This window comes from Massilia alkalitolerans DSM 17462, from assembly GCF_000427785.1.
GTDB lineage: Bacteria > Pseudomonadota > Gammaproteobacteria > Burkholderiales > Burkholderiaceae_D > Telluria > Telluria alkalitolerans.
Genome location: NZ_ATYR01000007.1, coordinates 26,951 through 40,871 on the forward strand (window position 1 = coordinate 26,951; position 13,921 = coordinate 40,871).

11 protein-coding genes are annotated in these 13,921 nt (G+C 68.4%); 6 read left to right on the top strand and 5 right to left on the bottom strand.

Features of this window, described 5'->3' with window-relative positions; translation table 11 throughout:
* Nucleotides 1-100: 100 nt before the first annotated feature.
* Nucleotides 101-949: a phytanoyl-CoA dioxygenase family protein gene (locus YWC_RS0109225; protein WP_027865103.1), complete on the bottom strand. Its 849-nt coding sequence runs from the start codon at nt 947-949 to the stop codon at nt 101-103.
* On the bottom strand, nt 943-1,392 hold the full coding sequence (locus YWC_RS28880; protein ID WP_051306353.1) for a hypothetical protein: 450 nt from the start codon (nt 1,390-1,392) through the stop codon (nt 943-945). The genes YWC_RS0109225 and YWC_RS28880 overlap by 7 nt, the downstream gene beginning before the upstream one ends.
* 82 nt (nt 1,393-1,474) lie before the next feature.
* Between YWC_RS28880 and YWC_RS0109235 the strand changes: the two genes are divergently transcribed.
* Entirely contained in the window at nt 1,475-1,864 is a 390-nt protein-coding gene (locus YWC_RS0109235) for a MerR family transcriptional regulator (protein ID WP_027865104.1), read from the top strand.
* On the opposite strand, the gene YWC_RS28885 is transcribed toward YWC_RS0109235, so the two are convergent.
* The 3 genes from YWC_RS28885 to YWC_RS0109250 all read right to left on the bottom strand — a co-directional run bounded on the left by YWC_RS28885 (nt 1,848) and on the right by YWC_RS0109250 (nt 5,645).
* Entirely contained in the window at nt 1,848-3,278 is a 1,431-nt protein-coding gene (locus YWC_RS28885) for a serine hydrolase domain-containing protein (protein WP_084416371.1), read from the bottom strand. The two genes, YWC_RS0109235 and YWC_RS28885, sit on opposite strands and share 17 nt — an antisense overlap.
* Before the next feature lie 78 nt (nt 3,279-3,356).
* Nucleotides 3,357-4,541, bottom strand: coding sequence for a GAF domain-containing sensor histidine kinase (locus YWC_RS0109245; RefSeq protein ID WP_027865105.1), 1,185 nt, complete (start codon nt 4,539-4,541; stop codon nt 3,357-3,359).
* 60 nt (nt 4,542-4,601) lie between these two features.
* Nucleotides 4,602-5,645 carry a hypothetical protein gene (locus tag YWC_RS0109250; protein ID WP_036213886.1) on the bottom strand — a complete coding sequence of 348 codons (1,044 nt, stop codon included), beginning with the start codon at nt 5,643-5,645 and terminating at the stop codon, nt 4,602-4,604.
* A gap of 221 nt (nt 5,646-5,866) precedes the next feature.
* Between YWC_RS0109250 and YWC_RS0109255 the strand changes: the two genes are divergently transcribed.
* From YWC_RS0109255 to YWC_RS33515, 5 genes are read left to right on the top strand one after another with little or no spacing between them, the layout of a single operon-like run.
* Complete coding sequence (locus YWC_RS0109255; protein WP_027865107.1) at nt 5,867-7,369, top strand: hypothetical protein; 1,503 nt, start codon at nt 5,867-5,869, stop codon at nt 7,367-7,369.
* Nucleotides 7,366-8,856: a hypothetical protein gene (locus YWC_RS0109260; protein WP_027865108.1), complete on the top strand. Its 1,491-nt coding sequence runs from the start codon at nt 7,366-7,368 to the stop codon at nt 8,854-8,856. Before YWC_RS0109255 ends, YWC_RS0109260 begins: the two co-directional genes overlap by 4 nt.
* Nucleotides 8,857-8,897: 41 nt before the next feature.
* Nucleotides 8,898-9,356 carry a hypothetical protein gene (locus YWC_RS0109265; protein WP_027865109.1) on the top strand — a complete coding sequence of 153 codons (459 nt, stop codon included), beginning with the start codon at nt 8,898-8,900 and terminating at the stop codon, nt 9,354-9,356.
* An 18-nt stretch (nt 9,357-9,374) separates the two neighbouring features.
* A complete protein-coding gene (locus YWC_RS0109270) occupies nt 9,375-13,043 on the top strand; it encodes a tubulin-like doman-containing protein (protein ID WP_027865110.1) in 3,669 nt (1,222 codons plus the stop codon).
* Nucleotides 13,040-13,888, top strand: coding sequence for a zinc ribbon domain-containing protein (locus YWC_RS33515; protein WP_036213889.1), 849 nt, complete (start codon nt 13,040-13,042; stop codon nt 13,886-13,888). Before YWC_RS0109270 ends, YWC_RS33515 begins: the two co-directional genes overlap by 4 nt.
* Nucleotides 13,889-13,921: the final 33 nt, after the last annotated feature.

Here is a 13,921-nt window from a genome sequence, read left to right on the forward strand (position 1 = left end):
AAAAACTATTCTAGCTTTACCAATTATCAATTGCTCAGTGGATTTGTAAAAAAGCTGATACATGATGCATATGCATCCCCACCCAGGCCGAAACTGTGTCTTATTCGTGCGGATCGAAGCCGCGCACGGGGAAATCGTCCCCGCGCTGGATCCAGTTGCGCGGGGAGTAAACAGACCGGGCATCGGTGACATGCAGGGTGAATGCATGGCGCGAGACCGGCGACCGGTTCGGCGCGCTGTAGTGCGGCAGCAGGCCGTGGAAGCAGACCAGGGTGCCGGCCTTGGCTTCCAGCGGGACGGCGGTGCCATCAATCGGCCAGGGCGTGCTGTCCAGCTTTTCCATCGTGATGGTGTCGCCATCGCGCAGGAAACGCTCGCGCAACGGACCGCGGTGGCCGCCCGGCTCGGCCCACAGGCAGCCATTGTCCACGGTCGCGTCTTCCAGCGCGAACCAGAAGGTGGTCACGGTGATCGGGTCGCTGTCGAAAAAGGTGGCATCCTGGTGCCAGCGCACCTCGCCGCCGATGCCGGGCTGCTTGAAGATGTACATCGACTGCCAGACCTGCGCTTGTTCGAGGCCCAGGCCGCGCGCCACGGCGGCCAGCTTGGGGTCGCGCGTGAAGGCGTCGAAGACCGGATCGAGGTCGTGCATGGCGTGGCCGATCTTGTTGATCGACAGCGCCTTGGCCTGGCGCAGCTGGCCGTTGGGGCCGAAGGCTTCTTCTTCGAAGAAGCAGCGCACCGTGTTGTCCGAGCCGAGGAACCAGGCATCGCTGGCGCGGGCCTGGTCTTTCGTCGTGAAGATGGCGCGCGATTCGGCCGGGTCGAAGGCGTCGACGATTTCCTCGGCACGGCGGCGCAGGGCGGCGATCTCATCGAGGCTCTTGAAATCGGGGATGACGAGGAAGCCGTCGCGCTGGTATTGGCTGCGCTGTTCAGTGGTCAGCATGCTTGGGAAGTTCGGGACAAAACGCCATTGTAGCGCTGCCCGTCTTCCTGTCCACGGACCGGCCACCACTGCGCCACACCCCAGGCAAACTCCGGCACCACGAACAGCCACAGCACCGGCGCACCGGTCAGCGCCAGGCACCAGGCCATCCACAGCGAGAACAGGAAACGCGCGACACCGTCGAAGCGCCCCAGACGCTGCGTCGGCTCGAGGATGCGCAGGGTCGACCACACCAGCACCACACTGCCCATCAGGCAGGCGAACAGCAGGTGGAAGGGTGCAAAGGCCGGCAGCGCAGCACCGCCCAGTGTCGCGTTCAGCGACGAGATCTGGCCATGGGCGAGGGCGAAGGTCCACGGCGTGGCAAAGGCGGCGGTGAGAAGCAGGTCGTAGATGGCACTGGCGCGCACGATGCGGCGGTTGGCGGCGAGGGAAAACGGCATGGCAGGGCTCCTTGGATAACGAAGTCCCCATCCTCAAGCCTGGAGTACACTCCAGGGTCAAGCGATTTTTCGGGAACGAGCCATGCAGATTGGAGAACTGGCGGCAGCCACCGGCCTGAGCCGCGACGCGCTGCGCTTCTACGAGCAACGCGGCCTGTTGACGGCGCGCCGACGGGGTAACGGTTACCGCGACTACCCGCCGGAAGCGGTCGAGTGGCTGTGCTACCTGCGCACCGCGCAATCGCTCGGCTTCACGCTGGCCGAGATCGAGGCGGGCATGCCCCTGTTGAGTGATCCGGCCAGCTCCGGCGCAGAACTACGTGCTGCCTTGGCGCGCAAGCTGGCGGACATCGACGCGCGCATCGCTGGCCTGGCGGAACTGCGCGCAGGGCTGGCGCAACGCCTGGCCGAGCCGCTCGATGCCTGCCCGCTGCGCAATCCGGCCGTGGACAAGCTCAGCGAACCCGCTTGAACGCCACGTTGAACGCGCCGCTCACCAGGCGCCCACCCTGGTTTTCCATGTGCAGCTCGAGCTCGCGCGACAGCACGAACAGCTTGCGCGCCGATTCCGCATACAGCGGTTCCCACTGGTTCTCGCGCAGCGCCACCATCAGCTTGCCCTCGCGCTCGGCGATCTCGAAGCCGCCCAGGTCCTTGATCTCGTAGCGCCCGGCGAGCTTGGCGCGGGTGGCCGCCGGCAGCGCGATCGCCTTGCGCATCACGGTTTGGTAGCTCGGCCAGCGGTACTCGGCCGCGATGGCGCGGATGACGGACTGTGCCAGCTGGGCTCCGCCATCGCCATTGGTCATCACCACCGCGCCGTCGCCGCGCGCGACGTAGGCGTACAGCGTGTTCTGGTAGCCCATGTTGCTGCCGCCGTGGGAAAAAGCGTGCTGCGGCGCCTTGCCGTCGATTTGCAGGCCGAGCGCATAGTTGTTCATCACCGGGCGCAGCATCGTGCGCGTCATGGTCGGGGACAGTACGCCGTCGGCGCCGCCCGCGCCGCGCTGCAGCGCAAGCGCGAACTTCGCAAGGTCGGTCGGTGTCGTCCACATGCCGGCGGCCGCCAGCTCGGGATAGGTGTGGGCGCCACCCACGGTGGGCTTGCCGTTCTCGGAGTGGGGCAGGGCGGCGCGGGCCAGCAAGGCGCCGGGCAGCGGCTGGGCGAAGCTGCTGTCGCTCATGCCGAGCGGCTTGAGGACTGTCTCTTCCATCAGCGCGTCGAAGGGCCGGCCGGAACGGTCGATCATGGCCTGCTGGACCACGGTGTAGCCGCCGCCCGAATAATTCCAGGCGTCGCCAGGCATGCCATCGATGCGTACCGGCCCGCTGTTCGCCGGCGCTGCGCCATCCAGTACCTGCTGCAGCGTCGGCACCTGCGCGCCGGCCGCATAGCCGCGGAAGCCCGAGACCGTGGTGCCGGCGGTATGCGACAGCAGCTGGCGCAAGCTAGCCGGGCGCTTGGCCGGTCCCGGCGGCAGCTTCCAGCTGGTGAGTACGGTGTTGATGTCGGCGTCGAGCTCGAGCTGGCCCGCTTCGACCATCTTCAGGGCGCCCATGGCGGCCACTGGTTTACTGATCGAGGCGGCCTGGAACAGGGTCTGCGGGGTAACCGGGGCGCCGTTCGCGTAGGTCACGCCATAGCCCTTGGCCCAGGCGATCTTGCCGCCGCGGATGACGGCGACGCTCACGCCCGGCACGTTCAGGCGCGCCATCTCGGCGGCCAGCGTACGGGTCTCGAGTTTCGCGCCCTGGATCGCCACGGCGGGACGCAGGCCGCGTTCGATGCGCGCGATGGAGTCCGCGTCCTGTGCTTGGGCAGGCAAGCACGCCAGCATGCTCATACCCACTGCCGCGAATCCGCGCACCATCCACCTTGCGTCCATGCCGTCTCCCTTGACTGTTGTCGAGTTACCTCATCAGCAACAGTATCGGTAAATACGGCAGGCGGCGCAAGCGCCTTCTCAAGCCAGGGCTTCCGCCGCCATCGTGAAGGTGAACGAGGTCGATCCGGCGCTCGAGCTGACTTCGATCGCCCCGCCATGGCCGCGCGCGATCTGGTCGACGATATACAGGCCGAGTCCCAGGCCTTCGCTGCCAGCGCGCGAAGCGGCGCGCCAGTAGGGCTTCAGGAGCTGGGCGACGATGACCGGGCTCAGGTCCGGCCCGCCGTTGGTGACGCGCAGCGTGAACCGGCCTTCGCGCACGTGCGCGACCACGAACACGGGATGGTGTTCGCTGCCGTGCACCAGGGCGTTCTTCAAGAGGTTGGACAGCAGCTGCGCCAGCCGCTCCGGGTCGCAATACAGCGACATGCCGGGCTGGATCGCGGTGTCGATGGTGCGCTCCGGGTAGACGCCGGACAGTTCGTCCACCACGTCATACAGGCGCAGGTCGGCGCCCTTCACCATGCGCAGGTCGAGCGCGATGCCGCCGCCCATGCGGCCGCGCGTGAAGTCGACCACGTCCTCGACCAGGGCCGCCATGCGCCGGGTGCTGCGGCGGATGCGTTCGACCACCTGGCGGGTGGAAGGGTCCTGGTGCTTGAGCAGCAGGATCTCACTGGCCGACAACACGGAACCGAGCGGGGTGCGCAGGTCGTGCCCGAGCACGGCGATGAACTGCTCGCGCAGCTCGGCCGTCTCGCGCTCATCGAGCAGGGCGGCGCGCGCTTCGCCCAGCGAGCGCTCACTCTCCAGCTGCTTGGCGATCAGTTCGGTGAACAGCTGCAGGGTCGAGACGGTGACGGCATCGGTGAGCCGGGCGGGCTCCGGGTCGAGTCCGCACAGGGTGCCGAAATACTGGCCGTCGGGCCTGAAGACAGGAATCGAGAAGTAGCTCTGGAAACCGTAGATGCGCGGGGTGTGGTGCTCGCAGTACTGCGCGCTTTCGCGCACGTGGTCGATGATCACGGCGGCGCCGGTATCGCGCACTTCCTCGCACAGGGTGGTGGTGACGTCGAGCGGGTCGCCCGGCTTGAGGCCGAATTCGAGCTTGTCGAGCACCGCGCAGGCGGTCCAGGAGGCCTGGGTGACGTGGGCGATGCACACGAAGCGCAGGCCGGTCATGGCGGCGACGGTTTCCAGGATCTTCGGTACCGCGCCGATTGCCTGGATTTCGTCGACGCAAGAGGGTACGTTTCCTGCCATGGAACGCTCTACGAAATGATTGCAAACGGGCCATGGTAGCACTTGTGAAGCGAAGAAAAACTAGTTGTTACAAATCCAGCCTTCTTTTGCGTAAACACGTTCGTCGCCCAGGTATACCGCATCGGTCACCGCGAACACGTCGATGTGGTAGCGCGCGTCCTTGCGCTTGAAGCCCGGCTTCGGGTAGACGCCGTGCTTGGCGCCGAGCGACAGGTGGATGCCGCACATGCGCTCGTAGGTGCCGATGTCGTCCACGCGGCGCTCGCGCGTAAAGGCCCGGTTCAGGCCGAAACCCAGCTCGCGCACCCAGACCTCGCCTTCGTCGGCGGTGATTTTATCCAGCACTTCCTGGAAGGCCGGGGTCGCGTTCTCGGTGCCGACCACGCGCCCGCGCTCGACGACCAGGGTCACCGGTACGTCCGGACGGTTGGAGCGGTAACTGGTATCGCCGAAGACGTGCACCTGCACCCGGCCGTGCACCGCCTCCAGGTCGAGCGCCTCGGTGAACACTTCGCCGATCGGGAACTGGCCGCCGACGTTGTTCATCTCGCTGTAGTCGCCCACGTTCAGCTTGGCCGGCTCGAAGGCCGAACTGAAATGCAGGGTCTCGCCGCCGCCCTCGACTCGCCCATGCGGCGCCGCGTCGATGCGGCGTTTGAGCGCACGCCCGGTGCCGCGGAAGTAGGCCGGATCGTAGGCCAGCGCTTCGATGTAGTGCTCCGACTGCGGGCCCGGCATGCGCGACAGGTGCACGTGCTCGATCACCTTCAGGCCCAGCTTGAACAGCTCGACCCGGATGCGGAAGCCGTCGAGGCGGAAGTTGGTCGACTGCACCAGCACCACCAGGTCCTTCGGCCCCATCGCGCGGAAGGCCGCCAGCACCGCCTCGGGCGTGGCGCTGTCGAAGTCGAGGAAGCTTGCCTCGCCCAGGTTGCGGCGGTAGCCCTCGGTCAGGGCGCGCGCCAGGGGGGTGCGTTCGTCATAGACGACCAGCGCCCGCTGCCCGGGGCCGTATTCGAGCGCGAGCGCCAGGATGTCGCGCAGGTGCGCGGTGGCGGCGTCGATGGCGTGCGAGGGGAGGTCTGGCAAAACTGGCGTATGCATGTTGGAGGGAAATGAATGCGAAATCGCCGCCATTATACGTACGTTGGCCAAAAGTTCCCTGGTTCAGCCCGTTTTTGTCCCGTCTATTGATCCTTCAGGTGTCAGGGCGTGCTACCCCGTGTACGGCGCGCCGCGCGGCAGTGGCCGGCGCTATGATTTGAGCAACAACAACAGCCTCCATTGGCTAGATGTTGATCAATTATTTGGGCGAAAAGGTGAGAATGACATACCGATGGGAAACGCCTGCCAGTGTCTGGCAGGAGGACGAGCGCGGGCAGTTTGCCTTGCTGGCCAGCGAAGGGCTGGGCCGCATCGACTGGCAGGCCCACACGTCCGGCGGCCTGCCCGCGCGTCTGCCCGATATTGCCCGTCTGCTCGGCGCCTCGCTGCCGACCAGCTGCGGCTGCGCGCCCATCTACCCCGAAGGTTTCGTGTTCTGCCCCAACTGCGGCAAGCCCTTGCAACGCCTCCCCGGCACGCCTTCGCGCCAGCCCGGCTGGTGGGGCCCGGGCGCCGATGCCATGCTGCCGCGCCATGTGCCGCATGGCTTGCCGGTCACGTCGCTGCCGCTCGGCGACAGCCTGGAAGAACGTCCGGCCGCGCCGCACGTCGGCCGCTGCGACCTGAGCATGCCGACGCCGCCCAACGCCTACTGCGTGTTCGCCGCCGCCCATTACGGCTTTCCCGAACAGCGCCTGCTGGCGCTGGCGCACACCCGCGGCGTGCTGCAGTACTGGGACCCGGTGGCCGGCCTGTGGCACGTGATGGCGCCGGACGACGGCGCGGCCAGCCTGGCCTTCACCGCCTCCAGCTATGCATGGCTGCCGGTGCTGGAGCCGCGCCGCGGCGAAGTCGCCATCGTGCCGACCAACGCGGGCCTGCAACGCCTGTGGATCAATCCTGTCAGCGAAACCTACCGCCTCGAGCCCGTGCTGCAGGCGCCCCTGGTCGCGGCGCCCGGCGCCATGCGCCGCCACATCGCCTGCCTGGTGGCGCCGGAAGCGCAGTTCGGTCGCCAGGTGCGCCTGTGGAGCGCGCGCATCGATGCCGACGCGGTCGAGGAATTCGCCTGTCCCGACGTTCCCGCAAGCGGCTGGTCGCGTCCGATCGGCTACGACGGCCGCCTGTTCTGGCTGCACGAGCAGGGGCAACTGGCCTGGCGTCCGGGCGAGCCGCCGCTGTTCACGCCCTGGCCGCCGGGCTGGCAGCCGCGCCTGGCCTTCGGCGGGCCGACCCAGAGCCGCGACGGCCGCCTGTGGCACATCGGCCATGACGGCCAGGGCTACTCCTTCCTCGAACTCGGCAGCGAGCGGCCGGAGACGGCGTCGATCGACGGCGCACGCCTGGGCTTCGCCAACTTCCTGTTCCGGCGCGGGCACCCGGTGCTCGACGAGCCCTGGTCGGGCGAACACGTGGAAGACCTGAACCAGGACGAAACCCTGGTGCTGCCGCTGCTGCGCGCCTTTAACAACAACCGCAGCCAGCCGAGCGGCCTGGTGCTGCGCATGCACAAGGTCACCGGCCGCGCCGAGGATGCGCTGGAAGAGCGCACGATCGCCCGCACCACGGTCGAATGGATCGGCCGCCGCAACGTGATCCTCGACGAAGTGGTGCGCCTGTCGCGTCCACTCGAGTGCGTGCCCCTCGTCTACGACGGCTGCCTGTGGCTGCACCACCCGGACTGGAATGCGATGCGCGGCTGGCGCCTGGAAGAGCCGGCATGAGGACGCGTTTCAAGCACCTGCTTGCCGCGCTGGCGGCGCTGTTCGCCATGGCGGGGGCGTGGGCGACGCCGCATGTCTTCCTGGTGCAGAACTCGGGCTGGATGGAACCCTTCTACAGCGACCCGAAGAGCCAGTTCAAGCCGCTCGTCGGCGCCCTGGCCGGCGCCGTCGTGCAGCCGGGCGACGCGCTGGTGCTGGCCGCCTTCAACCAGTCGCTGCCCGGCGCGCCGTCACCGAAGGCGCTGCTGTCGATCAAAGCGGACGACAAATCGGTGCGCAGCCGCGTGGGCGGCGCGCTGGCGAACCTGGACACCGCGCGCAAGCCGAACAGCAGCGCGCTGGCCGACACCGACCTCGGCGAAGCGGTGCAGGCGGCCATCACGACGGCGCTCGGCGGCAAGCCGGGCATCGTCTGGCTGGTGACCAACAACCGCAACAGCCCGAACAACGACCAGGCGACAGCCGCGCGCAACCGCGAATTCTATGAGCTGATCCACAAGGGTCAGGCCATCGACAAGGTGGTGGCCTTCCCGCTGCGCATGCCGGTCCAGGGCAAGCACTACCAGGCCAACGGGCTGATGGTGTATGCCTTCGCGGTCGGCAAGGAAGGCAGCCGGGCGCTCGATGGCCTGCTGGCTTCTGGCCGCATCGCCCGCGTGATCACCGAGCAGCCGGCGCGCCTGAAACCGCTCGACCGCGACACCGTGAGACTCAGTCCAGCCCAGGTGGAGGATGCGCCGGGCGTGTCCTTCTCGCAGGCGCCCGGAGGCGCGCTACGCGCCGACGTCGACCCGGATGCGCGCACTCCCAGGGCCAGCGTGCGTTGGAACCTGGAGAATGCGATGTACCCGTACACCATCGTCTCGGCCACCCTCGGCGCGCGCTCGATGCTGGCCGGCGAGGACCGTCCGATCAAGCTGGCCAGCAGCCGGGTGGAGAACCTGGCGCCGGGCAAGCCGCTGCCGCTCGGCTCGACGATGCAGCTGCCGGTGGCGCAGCTGCCCGACAAATGGTCGATGGAGGCCCTCAAGTCGGCCGGCTCGGCCTATGTGCTGCCGGGCCGCATCGAGCTGCACCTGGCGAACCAGCGCCTCGCCTTGTCGCAGGACTTCCGCCAGCGCATGGCGGCCCTGTTCCCGGGCGACCCGCTGCCCGACATCTTCACGCCGCCGGCGACCGTGCAGGCCTCGACCGCGGTGCTGCCGCTCGAAGTGCGAGTCCACTACGGCATGGGGCCGCTGGTGGCCCTGGGCGGCCTGGCAGCGGCGCTATTGGCCGCGGCCAGGGCAGCCGCCTGGGCCTACGGCCGGCCGCGCGTGGCCCAGGTCACCGTCGAGGACGAGCTGCGCACCATGCGCGCCCGTCCCGGCACCACGCAACCGATCTACGACAAGGCCGGCGCCCAGGTGGCGATGCTCAAGACCACCCTGTTCGGCCACCAGCTGCTCGACCTGCGTGAGGGAGCGCAGGTCCGGCTCGGCCGCTGAAACCCTCGTTGTTAACAATAAACAAGAAGAAAGGATCCACCATGCAAGGCACCCAAGCACCCAGCGCCCCGTCGCCCGCCGATCCCGGCTTCAAGCTGCCGGAAGAATCGGCTTCGCCCCAGGACTCGCTGCCCCAGACCCAGCCGGACACCGCCGGCCGCCCGGTCGAAGTGGTGCCCGGAGCCACCACGGCGCCGGTGCCGGCCACCGACACCTCGACGCGCGACCTGGCGATCGGCGCGGTGGTATTCGTGATCCTGCTGGTGGTGTACTTCTTCGTGCGCAACGCCTACGTGCACCACCTGGTGGTGCGGCGCGTCGCGCCTTCCTCGGCGGGCAGCGCCGGCTGGCTGCTGTTCGTCGGCCTGGGCTTCCTGTCGGCCGCCGCGGTCCTGGCCATCATCAACGCCAGCAAATTCCTGACCTTCGCCGTCACCGGCCCCCTGGTGGCGGTGGGCCTGGTGGCGCTGGTCGCGGCCCTGTTCATCGGCCGCCGGTAATCCTTTAAAGAGAACGACATGGCAGATTTTCCCAACCCAGCAGCCCTGAACGCCAAGGCAGAGTTAAAGGTCGACCTGCGCCCGACGCTGTTCATCGGCGCCGGCGGCACCGGCATGGAAGTCATGATGCGCATCCGCCGCCGCATCCTGTCGGCGGTCTGGAACCGGCACAACCCCACGCGCGTGGAGTCGATCGCCGACTTCCCGGTGGCGCGCTTCCTGCACTTCGACCTGGACAACAATGCCGTCATCGACGAGGGCAAGTCGCAGCGCACCGATCCCTGGTACGAACTGGTGAAGCTGACCGACGAGGAGCGCCTGGTCGAGCCGCTCGACCTGCCCCAGTACCACGAGTCCGACGACAGCCTGGCGCGCTTCCCGCTGATCGAAAGCTGGATGCCGCTGCGTCCGAAAAAGCTGCGTTCGCTCGGCATCGATCCCTCGAAAGGGGCGGGCCAGATCCGCGCCCTGGCGCGGCTCTATTTGTTCGACAAGTACCCCAAGCTGAGGGGACGCATCAAGGGCGCCCTGAATTCCCTGGGCAGCAATGCCGGCATCGAACGCAAGGAGAACTACCAGCGCCTCGGCCTGCAGGTCGATACCTCGAAGTTCCGCATCGTCGTCATTGCCTCCTGCGCGGGCGGCACCGGCGCCGGCAGCGTGCTGGACCTGGGCTGGCTCTCGAAAGCCATCGCGCGCCAGGAAGTGTCCGACAGCCAGGTCGACCTGGTGCTCCTGATGCCGGGCGGCTTCGCCAAGGCCAACAAGGAACGCACCGAGGCCAATGCCTACGCCACCCTGATGGAGCTGGAGACGGCCATGCGCGACATGAACGCGCAGGTACACTGGATGGACCCGGACAGCATCACCGGGCGCGGCGCGCCCTACGACGACGTGTATTTCGTCGACACCGCCAACCTCGCCAACAAGGCCACCCTGGATGTGAAGGACGTGTACCAGATGGTGGCCGACACCCTGTTCGAAGATTTCGCGTCGGCCGATTTCGCCAACCGCAAGCGTTCGGTGGCGGTCAACCAGCAGCAGCACAAGCTCGGCCCCTACAACCCGCGCGTGCCCGAGCAGCGCTTCGGCGACATGCGCCTGTCGTATTCGAAGGTGTATTCGGCCTTCGGCCAGGCCGTGCTCGACACCCAGCAGAGCCTGCGCGACGACATCCGCGCCTACGAGCTGGCCGGGCTGATGGTGAAGGCCTTCTTCGGCCTGGCCGGCAGCGACGGCAATGCGCGCCGCGCCGGCGACCAGGAACGCGACAGCTTCATGCGCGAGCAGATGGACATGGCCGAGCGGCCCTTCGACATCTTCCCCGATTTCCGCAAGGGCACCGTGGACGTGACGCCCTTCCCGGAATATGCGCTCACCGGCACGCTGCTGCTCGACAAGGACGGGCGCCTGCTGCTCGAACGCGTCGAGAGCAAGGTGCAGCTCGAGGTCGACCGCATCATGGCCTCCTACGACATCCGCCAGTGGCGCGAGAAGGTGGCGGAATTGCTGCCGCAGCTGGAACGCGACGCCATCCGCGAAGCCGGCGCCACCGCCGAGACCAGCGAAGACCGCATCAAGCGCCATACGAGCGAGGTCACGGCGCGCCAGAAGACCCGCGTGCGCGAGCGCCTGTACGCGCTGCTGGACGACCGCAAGCAGGGCGGCCTGGAATTCGTGCTGTCGCTGCTGGAACAGGTCAAGGCGCGCCTGTCGCAGCGCGACATCGCCAATGCCGAGCGCAACGGGCGCCGCTACCGCGACATCCGCGACGCGCTGCGCACGCGCCAGGTGGAGGAATCGCTGAACAACCTGTCGCAGGCCGCCGGCCGCATGTTCGGCAAGGAGCCGCAGGCGCGCGAAGTCATGAACCACCTCAAGCGCGACATCGCCGACTACCTGCGCTTCCACCTGCTGGCGGTCGCCGCCAACCAGTCGATCGAGGTGATGCGCAATATGTCGGCCTGGCTGGGCGAGCCGCAGGCGCCCGACGAACACGGGAATGCCCAGTGGACCGGCGTCGCCGGCGAATTCCAGGAAGGCCGGCGGATGGTGGCGGCCATGCTGGTGGCCGCCGATCAGCGCATCAGCCAGCTTCGCGCCGATGCGCGCCAGGAACACGCCACCTACATCAAGCTGGCCAGCGACACGCTGCCGCCGCCGGTACGCTTGAGCAGCGACGTGAGCAGCTGGAGCGAGGAAGTGCTGCTGGAATTCGGCGGCTCGGCGCGCCTGTTCCCGCAGCTGGGCGACGAGCGCCTGCGCGCCGACCTGCTGCTCAAGCTGTTCCGCCGCGCCCAGCTGCAGCTGTCGACCCAGGAGCTGGAGCAGCCGGAGCCGGTCGACCCGCTGCTGGAGCGCCTGAACAGCATGACGCCCCAGGAACGCCAGCGCGTGTTCGCCGAATGGATCCGCAGCGCCATGCCCTGGGTGAACGCGCGCTTCTCGGCCGAGTTCACGCCGAATGCCGACCAGTTCAAGTGCTTCATCGGCGTCGGCGACGTCAGCGCCTGGCGCAAGATGGAGGGCGAGCTGCGCGCCGCCGTGCCCACCGGCTACTTCCACGGCGACCTGCTGTCGGTCGTCAACACGGGTATTTCCGGCAAGGCGGTGTGCTACATCGAGCTGTCGGGCTACCCGATGACCGTGCTGCGCGGCCTGCCGACCTGGCGCGCCTCGTACCAGATCGAGAACCCGAAGATCCCGACCCACCTGCATTTCGACGCCACGCGCTTCCGCCATCCGCTGTCGCCCTCGATGGATGAACTCAACCGCCTGGCCGACGACTACGAATGGTTCCTGCAGGCGATCGCCCTCGGCGTCATCCGCCGCAAGGCCGACCTGGGCGACCGCGAGGCCAGCTTCCAGCCGCGCGGCCAGTACCTGTTCGAGGTCGAGCCGGGTTCGGGCGAGTGGCTCCAGATCGGCAACGAATTTGCGATCCGCTCCAACGGGCTGCCGCCGTATTACCGCGACGGCGTGATCGGCGCCGTGCGCCACCGCCTGGCCAACGTGGGGCCGCACCAGCTGGTGCTGCTGGCGGCCCTGATGCGCTACTACCAGCTGCGCGTCTACGAGCCGCGCCTGGAGGTGGACGAGACCGGCGCCCAGCTGCCGTCCCCTTCGCTGCCGAACATCACCGCGCGGCGCCTGTACGACGGGTGGATCCGGCGTGCCGCCGCGCTCGACCCGACGCTGTCGCCGAGCCAGATCGAGACCGCGCTCAGCAGCATCCAGGGGTGGACCGAGGCGGTGCCGGATTCCGCCAGCGACGCCTACAGCTGGGAAGTCGAGCGGCCGGTGGACAAACGCGTGATCCTGCCGCAGTACCTGCACAGCGACGCGCATGCGGCGGCGGTGCTGCAGGGACGCGCCGCGGCGGCGGTGGAGCTGGCCAAGCTCCCTCCGGTCGTGAGCGCCGTGGGGCAGGCGGACGGGCCGCGCTACAAGCTGTTCGTGCAGGGCGCGCAGCGCGGCCCCTTCACGATCGACGAGATCGCGCGCCAGGCGGAGCGGGGCGAGATCGACGGCGCGACGCGCGCCTGGAACATGGCCTGGAACCCGAAGCTGGACAAGTGGAGCACGGTCGCTGCGCTGCCTGAACTGGCGGCGGTGCTGGGCGATGCGATCCCCGACCCGGACGACGTCCCGCGCGGCGCCGGTGACGGCATTCCGGATCCCGAATGAAGGACGGCATGGTGCAAGACGACGCGGTCTACCGCTGCATCGGCCCGCATTGCGGGCGCCTGATGCCGAGGCGGGTGAATTTCTGTCCATGGTGCGGCACGGCGCAACAGGCCGTCCAGCCGGTGACGCCGGTGCTGACGAAAGCGCCGGCGGCGGCGCCGACTGCCGCACCGACGCCCGCGCCGACGGTCGCCCCGACGCCGGCGCCGACCACGCCGCCGCCTCCGGTCCCGGCCGCAGGCCCGGCCCTTGGTGCGGCAATGGGAGCAGGGACGCAACAGTCCCAGGCCCAAGGGCCGGCCCGGCCGCTACCGCAGCCGCAGCCCGGACGCGGCATTCCGCCGCCACCCGGCGTCGGCCGTGCGGCAGCGAGCCCGTCGCCGGCCCAGCCACCGCGGCGCGCGCCGATCCGGCTGCGCTGGTGGATCGCCGCGTTGGCGGCGCTGTGGCTGATCTGGGTGATGGTGCGCCCGGAGGGCAGCCGCATCGAGCGGCGCATGGACCGTGCGGTGGCGCTGGCCGTCGAGTGCAAGGCAAGGGACGCGCAGGACGAACTGATCGCCCTGCGCAGCACCCGCGCCACGCCCGAACAGCTGCGCCAGGTGCAGCAGTCGCTCAACAAGGCGGCCGCGGACTGCACGCGCGCCGAGCAGCGCGCCAGGGCCTGGATCGATGCCACCGGCGCGATCAAGAAACTGCGGCGCGCCCGCGCCTACGACAAGGCGCTGGCCAGGCTGGCCGTGTTCACCAAGCGCTGGGGCGAGGACGACCAGACTCGCGCCCTGCGGCTGGAGATCGTCGACGAGCGCGAACACCCGCTGGCCGATCCCTCGCGCAACGAGTGAGCGGCTACCCGAGCCAAGCGTCAGCCACGTTTT

What these genes read in the sequence shown, in the direction of transcription:
- YWC_RS0109225 (WP_027865103.1), bottom strand. Translation starts at nt 949, where the DNA reads ATGCTGACCACTGAACAGCGCAGCCAATACCAGCGCGACGGCTTCCTC.
- YWC_RS28880 (WP_051306353.1), bottom strand. Translation starts at nt 1,392, where the DNA reads ATGCCGTTTTCCCTCGCCGCCAACCGCCGCATCGTGCGCGCCAGTGCC.
- YWC_RS0109235 (WP_027865104.1), top strand. Translation starts at nt 1,475, where the DNA reads ATGCAGATTGGAGAACTGGCGGCAGCCACCGGCCTGAGCCGCGACGCG.
- YWC_RS28885 (WP_084416371.1), bottom strand. Translation starts at nt 3,278, where the DNA reads ATGGACGCAAGGTGGATGGTGCGCGGATTCGCGGCAGTGGGTATGAGC.
- YWC_RS0109245 (WP_027865105.1), bottom strand. Translation starts at nt 4,541, where the DNA reads ATGGCAGGAAACGTACCCTCTTGCGTCGACGAAATCCAGGCAATCGGC.
- YWC_RS0109250 (WP_036213886.1), bottom strand. Translation starts at nt 5,645, where the DNA reads ATGCATACGCCAGTTTTGCCAGACCTCCCCTCGCACGCCATCGACGCC.
- YWC_RS0109255 (WP_027865107.1), top strand. Translation starts at nt 5,867, where the DNA reads ATGACATACCGATGGGAAACGCCTGCCAGTGTCTGGCAGGAGGACGAG.
- YWC_RS0109260 (WP_027865108.1), top strand. Translation starts at nt 7,366, where the DNA reads ATGAGGACGCGTTTCAAGCACCTGCTTGCCGCGCTGGCGGCGCTGTTC.
- YWC_RS0109265 (WP_027865109.1), top strand. Translation starts at nt 8,898, where the DNA reads ATGCAAGGCACCCAAGCACCCAGCGCCCCGTCGCCCGCCGATCCCGGC.
- YWC_RS0109270 (WP_027865110.1), top strand. Translation starts at nt 9,375, where the DNA reads ATGGCAGATTTTCCCAACCCAGCAGCCCTGAACGCCAAGGCAGAGTTA.
- YWC_RS33515 (WP_036213889.1), top strand. Translation starts at nt 13,040, where the DNA reads ATGAAGGACGGCATGGTGCAAGACGACGCGGTCTACCGCTGCATCGGC.